This is a genomic window from Escherichia sp. KTE52, assembly GCF_000408325.1.
GTDB classification, from domain to species: domain Bacteria; phylum Pseudomonadota; class Gammaproteobacteria; order Enterobacterales; family Enterobacteriaceae; genus Escherichia; species Escherichia marmotae.
Genome location: NZ_KE138680.1, coordinates 2,330,947 through 2,343,988, shown reverse-complemented (window position 1 = coordinate 2,343,988; position 13,042 = coordinate 2,330,947). Strand labels below are relative to the sequence as shown.

The following is a 13,042-nucleotide window of genomic DNA, read 5'->3' as shown; positions in this document are numbered from 1 at the left end:
CTCAATCACGTTAAGGATGACGATCATAAGCTGTGCTTACGATCAAATGGGGCGGATACTTTCTTCATCCAGCTCCGCATCGAAGAATCGACGCAGGGTCTGAATATTATTATCCGCAATAATGGACTCGCGCGCCTGCGCAAGTTTTTCTTCGTATATCGCCTGACGCCACTCCAGCGGCGTGCGCACCGCGGGATTATCATCTTCAACGATAGTCAGTTCAACCGTTGAACCCTTTAATGTGCTCAACGCTTCAGCCAGTTTTTGCTGTGCACCGTTGTTATTCAGATGCCGCTGGGAGGAACGCAAATGCAGACATACCGCGTTGCCGTTCTCCTCTTTCCAGGCATTTAATGCCACCTGTTCGACCAGTTTTGGTAGCGAAAGTTGGCTCACCTGAGCGGCCCACGGATCGCGTTCAATGGCTTCTGCCGCCAGCTTTGCCGCCAGTTCCGGCGTTTTTTCATGCTCCAGCGCCTTTTTCAGCGCCTTCGGTGTGGCGACCACTTCTTTTTGCTGCATCACCGGGGTGGTAGCCTTCCAGCGATACGCTTCTTTTTTGACTGGCGCTTTTTCCAGTGCCGATGGCACCGGACGCGCCTGAACGCGATCGGTGACCGAAGCCAGTCTTTCCAGCGCAGCGTTATTCACCGGCCGCGCGCGGGTAGCGGCTGCCGGTTCACTCTTTTTTGCTTTGGTCGCTCCCTGTGCGCGCTGCAGTTGCTGACGCGCCGCCAGCACCTGGCTGGTGGTTTCTGAGAGCGGTACGGTCGGTACCTGCTGCGGCGCTGATTGCGGCTGCGGCGGCACTTGCGATGACGTCATTACCGCCGTTGGCGCGACGGGCGCAAAGGACTGGCGCGGCGCTTCCGGTTCGGGTAGCGGCATACGCGGATGGAATGCCAGCGCGCGCAGCAACGTCATCTCAACGCCCATGCGGCGGTCCGGCGCATACGGTAATTCTTTGCGACCAATCAACAGCGTCTGATAGTAAAGCTGAATATCCGTCGGCGGTATGGTGCGCGCCAGTTCACGCATCCGCAGTTCGATGGCCGCCATGTCGTTACCCAGCGCGGCAGGCGAAAGCTGGACCATCGCAATGCGGTGCAGCAGGCCGAGCATTTCCACCAGCAACGCTTCCCACTCGATACCACGGGCTGCGGCATCGTTAATCAGCGTCATTACACGCTCGCCGTTGGCCCCAACCATCGCTTCAACCAACGACAGCGCCTGATCGTCGTCAAGCGTACCCAGCATCGCACTGACCGCCTGGGTTGAAACCTGACCGTCACCGCTGGCAATCGCCTGGTCGGTCAGACTTAAGGCATCTCGCAAGCTGCCTTCAGCGGCGCGCGCCAGCAATTGCAACGCCCGCGGCTCGTAAGCGATATGTTCTTCGTTGAGGATGTGCTCAAGCTGATGGCGAATTTGCTCGACATCCAGCGCCTTGAGATGAAATTGCAGACAGCGTGACAAAATCGTCACCGGCAATTTCTGCGGATCGGTCGTTGCCAGCAGGAACTTGACGTGCTCCGGTGGCTCTTCAAGGGTTTTTAGCAGTGCGTTAAAGCTGTGGCGCGACAGCATATGCACTTCGTCGATCAGATAAACTTTAAAACGACCACGCGCTGGCGCGTACTGGACGTTATCCAGCAGGTCGCGGGTATCTTCGACTTTGGTGCGCGAGGCGGCATCGATCTCAATCAGATCGACAAAGCGCCCCTGCTCGATTTCACGGCAGTTATCGCATACGCCGCACGGCGTTGCGGTAATGCCGGTTTCGCAGTTTAGCCCCTTCGCCAGCAGTCGGGCGATAGAGGTTTTTCCGACGCCACGGGTGCCGGAAAAAAGATAAGCATGATGAATACGCCCTAACGACAAGCCGTTCGCCAGTGCGGTCAGCACATGTTCCTGGCCGACGACGTCAGCAAAGGTTTGTGGGCGCCATTTTCGGGCTAAGACCTGATAACTCATTGGCAGGCTCTGAAACGCTGGAAGGTGGATTCACGAAGGGGTAATGCTAACACAGCCCCGTCAGAACGGCGAGGCTGAATGTACATCTTGTACTGCCCACGACGCGGGCTGGCAAAAATTAGTGGCCCGGGAACGGGACAAGGCTATAACAGGTGATGCCTTGATTTTCGAGACGCTGTTCACCGCCGAGATCGAACAGATTAATGATGAACGCAGCGTCGGTGACTTCGCCACCCAGACGACGGATCAGCTTCACGGTCGCCTCAATGGTGCCGCCAGTTGCCAGCAAATCGTCTACGACCAACACTTTGTCGCCTGGTTTAATGGCATCAACATGGATTTCCAGTTTATCGGTGCCATATTCCAGTTCGTAAGTTTCACTGATGGTTTCGCGCGGCAATTTGCCCGGTTTACGTACCGGTACAAAACCTACGCCCAGGCCCAATGCTACCGGAGCACCAAACAAGAAGCCACGTGCTTCGGTGCCCACAACTTTGGTAATACCCGCATTTTTGTAACGCTCAACCAGCAGGTCGATGCTGAGAGCGTAAGCTTTCGGGTCTTCCAGTAAGCTGGTGACATCACGGAACAGAATGCCGGGTTTTGGGTAGTCCTGAATGCTTTTGATGCTATTTTTGAGATACTCAAGCTGCTGTGCAGTCGCGGTCATAAGTGTATGCCTGCTTGTTACGGTGGTACTCACGGCGCGTTTTAAACGTATCAAAAGTAACTTTTGTTTAACCTTTGACCGCCTGCGCCTGTGCTCGAAAACGCCAGAATGTACTGGCTGTGGGCGATAATTGCAACAGCGATTGTTGTGCTTCGCCGTTTTTATTGCTTTTCATCAATCACCGGGATTCGCCACATAAAAATCAACAAACAACCGAGGATGATCAATAGCAGGATGCGTACCCACATCATATGTACAAACCACAACGAAATCGCAAAGGTTACGAGGATCAGTAAAATCGCTCTGGGCTTTGCACCGCGTGGCATTGCATGATATTTCTGCCAGAAGCGTAAATAGCTACCAAACCATGAGCGGTACAGCAACCAGGCGTGAAAGCGCGGGGAAGAACGAGCAAAACACCAGGCAGCCAGCAGGATAAACGGCGTCGTCGGTAATACCGGTAATACCACGCCCAGCGTACCCAGCACTACCGCCAGCCAGCCAATGATGATTAAAATGATTCGTTGCATATTAAGTGTTGTCAGCTTACAGAGTGGCTACTTTAGCATAACAATTATCATTTTCATTGAGGTCTTATCGTGAAAACTACCCTGCTGCTGGAAAAACTGGAAGGTCAGCTCGCCATGCTGCGCCAGCGTTGTGCCCCGGTGGCGCAGTTTGGCACGCTAAGCGCCCGTTTCGACCGGCATCTTTTTCAGACTCGCGCGACGACGTTACAGGCGTGTCTGGCTGAGGCTGGGGACAACCTGACCGCGCTTCATCACGCGGTCGAACGGCAACAACTGCCACAAGTGGCCTGGCTGGCGGAACATCTGGCAGCTCAACTGGAAGCAATTGCCCGTGAAGCGGCGTCCTGGTCGCTGCGCGAATGGGACAGCGCGCCGCCGAAAATCGCCCGCTGGCAGCGTAAACGCATTCAGCATCAGGAGTTTGAGCGGCGGCTACGTGAGATGGTTGCCGAGCGTAAAGCACGTCTGGCACAGGCGACCGATTTAGTCGAGCAGCAGACGCTGCATCGTGAGGTTGAAGCCTATGAAGCACGCCTGGTTCGGTGCCGCCATGCGCTGGAAAAAATCGAAAACAGGTTAGCGCGTTTAACTCGCTAACAATGGAGAAAATATGTCACTGGAAAATGCCCCTGACGATGTGAAACTGGCCGTCGATTTGATTGTTCTGTTGGAAGAAAATCAGATCCCAGCCCGCACCGTGCTGCGCGCACTGGATATTGTAAAACGCGATTATGAAAAGAAATTAACGCACGATGATGAGGCGAAAAGTGATAAATAAATGGGGCCGCTAAATGTCCCCGCAGATTGCTGGTAAACGCAAAACTGCCTGATGCGCTACGCTTATCAGGCCTACACCGCTCCTGCAATATAATGAATTTTCGCGGTTTTGTAGGCCGGATAAGGCGGTCACTCCGCATCCGGCATGAACAACGCGCACTTTGTCAGTAATCTCGGGGCAACTCAATGCTGCCCCTTTTGTTATTACCCTACCGCAGGCGTCGGATCATCGCCTTTGTAGTCGCGCTTCACTTCAGTCACTTCATCGCCCTTCTCGTTGTGCAGATGCACTTCAAGCTGGTTAAAGGCAATGTTGATGTCGTTTTCGCGGCACAACTGATCAATGGTGCGGTTCAGTTCATCGACAGTGCGGCTGCGGTCACGCAGTTCACGAACATACAAACGCAGCTCATGATCCAGCGTGCTGGCACCAAACGCAGTGAAGAAGACTTCCGGCATGGGTTCGTGCATCACCCTTGGATGCTCCGCCGCCGCCTGAAGCAGTACTCTGCGTACTTTTTCCAGATCAGAACCGTAAGCCACACCGAGGCGGATCACCAGACGGGTGGTGGTGTCGGTTAACGACCAGTTGATCAGACGCTCGGTAACAAACGCTTTGTTCGGGATAATCACTTCTTTGCGATCGAAATCTGTAATGGTGGTAGCACGAATACGGATCTTACTGACCGTCCCGGAGAAAGTGCCGATGGTTACTGTATCGCCAATGCGCACCGGACGTTCGAACAGGATGATCAAACCCGAGACAAAGTTACCGAAGATCTCTTGTAAACCAAAACCCAGACCTACCGATAATGCCGCCGCCAGCCACTGGAGTTTATCCCACGATACGCCAAGCGACCCAAACACGGTCATCGCGCCAACGGCTATGATGATGTAGTTAAGGATGGTCGTAATGGCATACGACGCGCCCTGACGCATATTCAGCCGCGACAGCACCAGCACTTCCAGCAAACCTGGCAGGTTGCGGATCAGCGCCCAGGCCACCATTGAGGCGATAATCGCAAACAGCAGGCTGCCCATCGTCACATTTTTCACCACCGCAGCCCCGGCTTCAGTGCCGTTGTAATGCCACAGGGTGATGCTGTCGAGATAGCTGAATACGGTGATTAAATCGGACCAAATCGCCCAGAACATCAAACCAAACAGCGCAAACATCAGCAACATCGTAATACGCAACGTCTGCTGGTTGACTTGCTCCAGCGCGATGGTTGGCTCTTCCGGCGGCTCGGCACCTTCGGCCCCTTCTTTCACCAGATTCTGCCGACGCGCCAGCGCACGACGCCAGGCGATACGCCGTGCCGCCACGCTTAACCCACGCAGCACTGTCTGGTACAGCAAGTTCCAGACGATTACCAGATACACCGTTTCAATCCAACGCCCGGAGAGGCGCAGCGTAGTGTAGAAATAGCCTGTTGCAGTCAGCACCATCAGCGCAATCGGGATGATCGACAGCACGGTAATGGTGACCAGACGCATGGTGTGGGATTCTTTATCACGCCAGCTTTCACGGCACATTGGCCATACCAGGAAGGCGATCAGCAGCAGGTTAAAGAAAATCATCGCCTGCCCCAGCACATCATCCATCAAATGCAGCGGGGAGAGTTCTGCTACCACAGACCAGAAATGGATTGGCAACAACGCGAGGCTGATGCGAACAATCTGCCGACGCCAGTGGCTGGTCTGTTGCTCTGGCATACCAAAGTGACGAACCGCAACGCCGTTTTTCTCCAGCACTTTCCAGCACAGGCCAAACACCAGCCAGAAAATCGCCAGTTTTTTGCTGAACGCCCACAGTAATTCACTGATGTTGAGCTGCATGGTCAGCAGAATCAGACCAACGGCGAGAATAATCAGACATACCGGCAGCGCGCGAATCAGGTCGATAAGAATCGCTTTTGGTGTGTTGAGCTGGCTATCGTTACGCAGGGAACCTACGGCGGAAGCCAGTTTTTGCTGATACGCTTTCAGCCAACCCAGACGCCAGTGGATCAGCCCGGCAATTAACAGCAGCGGTAAACCGGCAAGGAAAGCGATAAATACGGCGGGCCAGGCTTTTTCCCAGTTCACCGTAATTTTCATCGACTTGAATTCATCCTGCAACGTTTGCGGGAACGCCTTAATCCAGTCCCAGTCCATCGGACGGTTACTGTTCACCCAGAAAATTTGTTGGGTCAGGATAGATTTCAGGTTTTTCGACACGCTCATTAACTGCTGCTGGTTGATTTGCAGGTTAATGGCCATCATCAGTTGGTTACCCAACTGTTTGTTTAGCTGATCCAGCAGTTCACGACGCATATCTACCACTTGCAACAGTGCGTCACGGACTTCATCGTTGACTTCGTTAGCATGGCCCTCTTCCAGTTTGGCCACATAAGCATCGCTCTGGAACAGTGCATCACGTTGCTGGTTGACTTCGAACTGTTCGAGACGCAAATCCGCGATGCGGTTGGTCATGTTTTCCAGTTCATCCGCCGACGGCAGCGTTTGTTGTTGTTGGTAAAGAATACGGGACAACAGCAGGCTGCCCTTCAGGACAGAAATCTGCTCTTTAATATTGCGTTCCGATTGCAGCGCCCGCTCCAGCCAGTTTTTAACTTTGATGTTTTGCTGCATCAACTGATTGCCGTTTTCTGTGGCGCTAATCAGACGCTGACTTAATTGCTGGTTAATTTCCAGTTCCTGCTTCACCAGCGGGTTAGCCTGAATACGCGCAGCTTCGTCCGGCGTTGCCGCTTCCTGCGCTGTTTTTTCAGTTAATGTCAGGCGCTTGCTGTTCACCGCCTCCTGCAACAGTTGCAGTTGATGTTCCAGACGCGTGCTGTTCGCCGTCACGTAATCGCGTTGCTTTTGTAGGGTATCCTGTAAGACGGTGTTCCCTTCCAGGCTTTTACGTTGCTGGTCAATCTCGGCATTCAGCAAAACCTGCTGCGCCTGCATCAACACTTTCTGGCTGGGACGTAAAGCCGCCTCACCAACCTCAGTGCCATCCAGACGGCTGCGAATTTGTTGCAACTGCTGCGAGGCGGTATACATCGCATTTTGCACGCGTTCGGGCTGCGTCTGTAATGAAACCAACTGGCTGTTATAAGAAGCCAGATCGTTTTGTGCGTTTTGCAACTCGTCCAGCGCCTGCGAAACGCGAGACTCCAACTGACGTAACGACAGCGTACTCAACGTCTTACGGGTTTCTTCGTCGTTATCCACATCGCCAAGCGCAGTTAACGCAGCAGTCGCCTGGCGCATTTTCTCTGGTGCTTCGGCAACTTTTTGCCGTAATTGCACCGTTTCTTCTTTTACACGCTCGATTTTCTCAAGAGTGGCTAATGTGTCAGTAACATCTTGCTGTACCAGCTTATCCTGGGCAGAAAGATCTTTTTGTTTATTAAGCGAGTCAAGTTGTGCCTGTAGATCCGCTTTCGTCGGTAGATCACCATTCGATGACGCCCGCGCAAAGGCCGTGTTCTGGCATAACAAGACCAAAACAAAAGCAATAAATGCTGAAAAAACAAAATGTCGTGATCGTTTGTAATACTGGAACATAGTCATGACGAGTGAAGGTTTCTGAACCTGAAGAACGACCTGAAATAGTCAAGCGGCTAGAATAGCACGGCGTGGAGAACCAGAATAGCAACAGCGAAAATGTCCAGGATAAATCCTGGAGTCTGATTCAGGATTTTTCGTTGGCGGCAGGTGCACGAAGCGTGGGACAAAGGAGATACATTTCCAGCAATATAGCAACGTAATCGCGGGCTTCTTTTTTGAGATCAAAAGATTGCGGGGCAAACAGCCAATTTTCCATTAAACCGGAAATATAGCCGCGCATAATAATTGCTGCGCGACGCGTCATTAAATCCGCGGGCAGCATTTTCGCTTCAATACAATGTCTTAACGTTTGTTCTATACGGTCATAACTTTCAAGACAGAGATTACGTTGTGCCTGCTGAACGACTGCCATTTCTCCGACAAATTCGCATTTATGGAATATAATCTCCATCAATAAGCGCCGCCGCTCTTCTGTCACCGTCGATTCAAGAACATGAATTAGTATTTCTCTTAACACAGAGAGTGGATCGCCAGGGAATTTTGCTTGATACTCAAGCTCTAGTTCACCAATATTGAATTCTGACAGCTCCCAGATCTCACTGAATAAATCCGACTTATCTTTAAAATGCCAGTAGATTGCACCACGCGTAACGCCTGCTGCTTTTGCAATCTCTCCCAGTGAGGTGGATGATACCCCCTGCTGTGAGAAAAGACGTAGAGCCACATCGAGGATGTGTTGGCGTGTTTCTTGCGCTTCTTGTTTGGTTTTTCGTGCCATATGTTAGTGAATTTACAGGCGTTAGATTTACATACATTTATGAATGTATGTACCATAGCACGACGATAATATAAACGCAGCAATGGGTTTATCGACTTTTGACCATTGACCAATTTGAAATCGGACACTCGAGGTTTACATATGAACAAAAACAGAGGGTTTACGCCTCTGGCGATCGTTCTGATGCTCTCAGGCAGCTTAGCGCTTACAGGATGTGACGACAAACAGGCCCAACAAGGTGGCCAGCAGATGCCCGCCGTTGGGGTAGTAACAGTCAAAACTGAACCTCTGCAGATCACAACCGAGCTTCCGGGCCGCACCAGTGCTTTCCGGATCGCAGAAGTTCGTCCTCAAGTTAGCGGGATCATCCTGAAGCGTAATTTCAAAGAAGGTAGCGACATCGAAGCGGGGGTATCTCTCTATCAGATTGATCCTGCTACCTACCAGGCAGCTTACGATAGTGCAAAAGGCGATCTGGCTAAAGCGCAAGCAGCAGCCAATATCGCGCAGTTGACTGTTAATCGTTACCAGAAGCTGCTGGGTACTCAGTACATCAGTAAGCAGGAGTACGATCAGGCACTGGCAGATGCACAACAGGCAAATGCTGCTGTCACTGCGGCGAAAGCGGCGGTTGAAACCGCACGAATCAATCTGGCTTATACCAAAGTCACCTCTCCGATTACCGGCCGTATTGGTAAATCGAACGTGACGGAAGGCGCATTGGTGCAAAACGGTCAGGCGACTGCGCTGGCAACCGTGCAACAACTTGATCCGATCTACGTTGATGTGACTCAGTCCAGTAACGACTTCCTGCGTCTGAAACAGGAACTCGCTAACGGCACACTGAAGCAAGAGAACGGCAAAGCTAAAGTGTCGCTGATCACCAGTGACGGTATTAAGTTCCCGCAGGATGGTACGCTGGAGTTCTCTGACGTTACCGTCGATCAGACCACCGGATCTATCACGTTACGCGCCATTTTCCCGAACCCGGATCACACCCTGCTACCGGGTATGTTCGTGCGTGCACGTCTGGAAGAAGGGCTTAATCCAAACGCCATTTTAGTTCCGCAACAAGGGGTAACTCGTACACCACGCGGCGAAGCTACCGTACTGGTGGTTGGCGCGGATGACAAAGTGGAAACTCGTCCGATCGTCGCCAGCCAGGCCATTGGCGATAAGTGGCTGGTGACTGAGGGTCTGAAAGCAGGCGAACGCGTAGTAGTAAGTGGGCTGCAGAAAGTGCGTCCTGGTGTCCAGGTGAAAGCACAAGAGATAACCGCTGATAACAACCAGCAAGACGCAAGCGGTGCTCAGCCTGAACAGTCCAAGTCTTAACTTAAACAGGAGCCGTTAAGACATGCCTAATTTCTTTATTGATCGCCCGATTTTTGCGTGGGTGATCGCCATCATCATCATGTTGGCAGGGGGGCTGGCGATCCTCAAACTGCCGGTGGCGCAATATCCTACGATTGCACCGCCGGCAGTAACGATCTCCGCTTCCTATCCTGGCGCTGATGCAAAAACAGTGCAGGATACTGTTACACAGGTTATCGAACAGAATATGAACGGTATCGATAACCTGATGTACATGTCATCCAATAGTGACTCCACGGGTACTGTGCAGATCACTCTGACCTTTGAGTCTGGTACTGATGCGGATATCGCGCAGGTTCAGGTGCAGAACAAACTGCAACTGGCAATGCCGTTACTGCCGCAGGAAGTACAGCAGCAAGGGGTGAGTGTTGAGAAATCTTCCAGTAGCTTCCTGATGGTTGTCGGCGTTATCAACACCGACGGCACCATGACGCAGGAGGATATCTCTGACTACGTAGCGGCAAATATGAAAGATGCCATCAGCCGTACATCGGGCGTCGGTGACGTTCAGTTGTTCGGTTCCCAGTACGCGATGCGTATCTGGATGAACCCGAATGAACTGAACAAATACCAGTTAACGCCGGTTGATGTTATTACCGCAATCAAAGCACAGAACGCCCAGGTAGCTGCCGGTCAGCTCGGTGGTACGCCGCCGGTTAAAGGCCAGCAGCTTAACGCCTCTATTATTGCTCAGACGCGTCTGACCTCCACTGAAGAGTTCGGCAAAATTCTGCTGAAAGTGAATCAGGATGGTTCCCGCGTACTGCTGCGTGATGTGGCGAAAATTGAGCTGGGTGGTGAAAACTACGACATCATCGCGGAATTTAACGGACAACCGGCTTCTGGTCTGGGTATCAAGCTGGCGACCGGTGCAAACGCGCTGGATACCGCCTCAGCAATCCGGGCTGAACTGGCGAAGATGGAGCCGTTTTTCCCGTCGGGTCTGAAAATCGTTTATCCATACGACACTACGCCGTTCGTGAAAATCTCCATTCACGAAGTAGTGAAAACCCTGGTCGAAGCAATCATCCTCGTGTTCCTGGTAATGTATCTGTTCTTGCAGAACTTCCGCGCGACGTTGATTCCGACCATTGCTGTACCGGTGGTATTGCTGGGAACATTTGCCGTCCTTGCTGCCTTTGGTTTCTCGATAAACACGCTAACAATGTTCGGGATGGTGCTCGCTATCGGCCTGTTGGTGGATGACGCCATCGTTGTGGTAGAAAACGTTGAACGTGTGATGGCAGAAGAAGGTCTGCCGCCGAAAGAAGCCACTCGTAAGTCAATGGGGCAGATTCAGGGCGCACTGGTTGGTATCGCGATGGTGCTGTCGGCTGTATTTATACCGATGGCCTTCTTTGGCGGCTCAACTGGTGCAATCTATCGTCAGTTCTCCATTACCATTGTTTCCGCAATGGCATTGTCAGTACTGGTGGCGTTGATCCTGACTCCGGCGCTTTGTGCGACCATGCTAAAACCTATCGCTAAAGGCGATCATGGGGAAGGTAAAAAAGGCTTCTTCGGCTGGTTTAACCGCATGTTCGAAAAGAGCACGCACCACTATACCGACAGCGTAGGCGGTATTCTGCGCAGTACGGGGCGTTACCTGGTGCTGTATCTGATCATTGTTGTCGGCATGGCCTATCTGTTCGTGCGTCTGCCAAGCTCCTTCTTGCCAGATGAAGACCAGGGCGTGTTTATGACCATGGTCCAACTGCCTGCAGGTGCAACACAAGAACGCACGCAAAAAGTGCTCAACGAGGTGACGAATTACTACCTGACCAAAGAAAAGAACAACGTTGAATCGGTGTTCGCCGTTAACGGCTTCGGCTTTGCGGGACGTGGTCAGAACACGGGTATTGCGTTCGTTTCGTTGAAGGACTGGGCTGACCGTCCGGGTGATGAGAACAAAGTTGAAGCGATTACCACGCGTGCAACGCGTGCCTTCTCGCAAATTAAAGATGCGATGGTGTTCGCCTTTAACCTGCCAGCGATTGTGGAACTGGGTACGGCAACCGGCTTTGACTTTGAGCTGATTGACCAGGCGGGCCTCGGCCACGAAAAACTGACCCAGGCACGTAACCAGTTGCTGGGCGAAGCAGCGAAGCACCCTGATCTGCTGACCAGCGTGCGTCCGAACGGCCTGGAAGATACGCCGCAGTTTAAGATTGATATCGACCAGGAAAAAGCTCAGGCACTGGGTGTTTCTATTAACGACATTAACACCACCCTGGGGGCTGCATGGGGCGGCAGCTACGTGAACGACTTTATCGACCGCGGTCGTGTGAAGAAAGTTTACGTAATGTCAGAAGCGAAATACCGCATGCTGCCGGAAGATATCGGTAACTGGTATGTTCGTGCTGCTGATGGTCAGATGGTGCCATTCTCAGCGTTCTCCTCTTCACATTGGGAATACGGTTCGCCGCGTCTGGAACGTTACAACGGTCTGCCATCCATGGAGATCTTAGGTCAGGCGGCACCGGGTAAGAGTACCGGTGAAGCGATGGCGCTGATGGAACAACTGGCGAGTAAGCTGCCTACGGGGGTTGGCTACGACTGGACGGGGATGTCCTATCAGGAACGCCTCTCCGGTAACCAGGCACCTTCGCTGTACGCGATTTCGTTGATTGTCGTGTTCCTGTGTCTGGCGGCACTGTATGAGAGCTGGTCAATTCCGTTCTCCGTTATGCTGGTTGTTCCGCTGGGGGTTATCGGTGCATTGCTGGCAGCCACCTTCCGTGGCTTAACCAACGACGTTTACTTCCAGGTGGGCCTGCTCACAACCATTGGGTTGTCAGCGAAGAACGCGATACTTATCGTCGAATTCGCCAAAGACTTGATGGATAAAGAAGGTAAAGGTCTGATTGAAGCTACTCTGGATGCGGTGCGAATGCGTTTACGTCCGATCCTGATGACTTCACTGGCGTTTATCCTCGGTGTTATGCCGCTGGTTATCAGTACTGGTGCTGGTTCCGGCGCACAGAACGCAGTTGGTACTGGTGTAATGGGCGGCATGGTGACCGCAACGGTACTGGCGATCTTCTTCGTTCCGGTGTTCTTTGTGGTGGTTCGCCGCCGCTTTAGCCGCAAGAATGAAGATATCGAACACAACCATACTGTCGATCATCATTGATAAAACTCGTAATCACTAAGGCCGCGCAAGCGGCCTTTTTAATACGTATAATCTTAAAGTCACAATGTTTACAGCTAAGGTTTCAAACGGAGGGTAGTTTTAACGCGGCATAAAATTCATAAAAAATGCCTATTGTTAGTTAATTTATATTAAGTCGCGCTAATAGGTATAATAACCCATAGACATCTAGAGGCTATTCTTAATTATTTGCGGCAATTCTTTATTTATTCATGTCAATTACA

9 protein-coding genes and 1 other annotated feature are annotated in these 13,042 nt (G+C 52.0%); of the genes, 4 read left to right on the top strand and 5 right to left on the bottom strand.

Translation table 11 applies throughout. The features are described 5' to 3' along the window. Positions 1-42 precede the first annotated feature (42 nt). The 3 genes from dnaX to A1SC_RS00945 form a co-directional block, all read right to left on the bottom strand. Positions 43-1,974 carry a DNA polymerase III subunit gamma/tau gene (gene dnaX / locus A1SC_RS00935; RefSeq protein ID WP_000122048.1) on the bottom strand — a complete coding sequence of 644 codons (1,932 nt, stop codon included), beginning with the start codon at positions 1,972-1,974 and terminating at the stop codon, positions 43-45. Continuing rightward, positions 646-710, bottom strand: a sequence feature (DnaX frameshifting element). (Overlaps the previous gene by 65 nt.) Before the next feature lie 118 nt (positions 1,975-2,092). Then, complete coding sequence (apt, locus tag A1SC_RS00940) at positions 2,093-2,644, bottom strand: adenine phosphoribosyltransferase (RefSeq protein ID WP_001515901.1); 552 nt, start codon at positions 2,642-2,644, stop codon at positions 2,093-2,095. A 161-nt stretch (positions 2,645-2,805) separates the two neighbouring features. After that, on the bottom strand, positions 2,806-3,174 hold the full coding sequence (locus A1SC_RS00945) for a DUF454 family protein (RefSeq protein ID WP_001188908.1): 369 nt from the start codon (positions 3,172-3,174) through the stop codon (positions 2,806-2,808). Between the two features lie 69 nt (positions 3,175-3,243). On the opposite strand from A1SC_RS00945, the gene priC reads away from it, so the two are divergent. Together priC and rsmS are read left to right on the top strand one after the other, a co-directional pair. Continuing rightward, positions 3,244-3,771: a primosomal replication protein N'' gene (gene priC, locus A1SC_RS00950; RefSeq protein WP_000858960.1), complete on the top strand. Its 528-nt coding sequence runs from the start codon at positions 3,244-3,246 to the stop codon at positions 3,769-3,771. A 13-nt stretch (positions 3,772-3,784) separates the two neighbouring features. Next, on the top strand, positions 3,785-3,952 hold the full coding sequence (gene rsmS, locus A1SC_RS00955; protein ID WP_000051145.1) for a pleiotropic regulatory protein RsmS: 168 nt from the start codon (positions 3,785-3,787) through the stop codon (positions 3,950-3,952). A gap of 203 nt (positions 3,953-4,155) precedes the next feature. On the opposite strand, the gene mscK is transcribed toward rsmS, so the two are convergent. Beyond that, positions 4,156-7,518 carry a mechanosensitive channel MscK gene (mscK, locus tag A1SC_RS00960; protein ID WP_000177768.1) on the bottom strand — a complete coding sequence of 1,121 codons (3,363 nt, stop codon included), beginning with the start codon at positions 7,516-7,518 and terminating at the stop codon, positions 4,156-4,158. A gap of 121 nt (positions 7,519-7,639) precedes the next feature. Then, positions 7,640-8,293 (bottom strand): multidrug efflux transporter transcriptional repressor AcrR, encoded by a 654-nt coding sequence (gene acrR / locus A1SC_RS00965; protein WP_016263002.1) that lies wholly within the window; start codon positions 8,291-8,293, stop codon positions 7,640-7,642. A gap of 141 nt (positions 8,294-8,434) precedes the next feature. Here acrR and acrA point away from each other — a divergent pair, with 141 nt between their 5' ends. Together acrA and acrB are read left to right on the top strand one after the other, a co-directional pair. After that, entirely contained in the window at positions 8,435-9,628 is a 1,194-nt protein-coding gene (gene acrA, locus A1SC_RS00970; RefSeq protein WP_001515899.1) for a multidrug efflux RND transporter periplasmic adaptor subunit AcrA, read from the top strand. Positions 9,629-9,650: 22 nt separating this feature from the next. Continuing rightward, complete coding sequence (acrB, locus tag A1SC_RS00975) at positions 9,651-12,800, top strand: efflux RND transporter permease AcrB (protein WP_001132495.1); 3,150 nt, start codon at positions 9,651-9,653, stop codon at positions 12,798-12,800. Positions 12,801-13,042: the final 242 nt, after the last annotated feature.

Excerpts from the sequence above, each read along its gene's own strand:
- dnaX (WP_000122048.1), bottom strand. The coding sequence starts at position 1,974 with ATGAGTTATCAGGTCTTAGCCCGAAAATGGCGCCCACAAACCTTTGCT.
- apt (WP_001515901.1), bottom strand. The coding sequence starts at position 2,644 with ATGACCGCGACTGCACAGCAGCTTGAGTATCTCAAAAATAGCATCAAA.
- A1SC_RS00945 (WP_001188908.1), bottom strand. The coding sequence starts at position 3,174 with ATGCAACGAATCATTTTAATCATCATTGGCTGGCTGGCGGTAGTGCTG.
- rsmS (WP_000051145.1), top strand. The coding sequence starts at position 3,785 with ATGTCACTGGAAAATGCCCCTGACGATGTGAAACTGGCCGTCGATTTG.
- mscK (WP_000177768.1), bottom strand. The coding sequence starts at position 7,518 with ATGACTATGTTCCAGTATTACAAACGATCACGACATTTTGTTTTTTCA.
- acrR (WP_016263002.1), bottom strand. The coding sequence starts at position 8,293 with ATGGCACGAAAAACCAAACAAGAAGCGCAAGAAACACGCCAACACATC.
- acrA (WP_001515899.1), top strand. The coding sequence starts at position 8,435 with ATGAACAAAAACAGAGGGTTTACGCCTCTGGCGATCGTTCTGATGCTC.
- acrB (WP_001132495.1), top strand. The coding sequence starts at position 9,651 with ATGCCTAATTTCTTTATTGATCGCCCGATTTTTGCGTGGGTGATCGCC.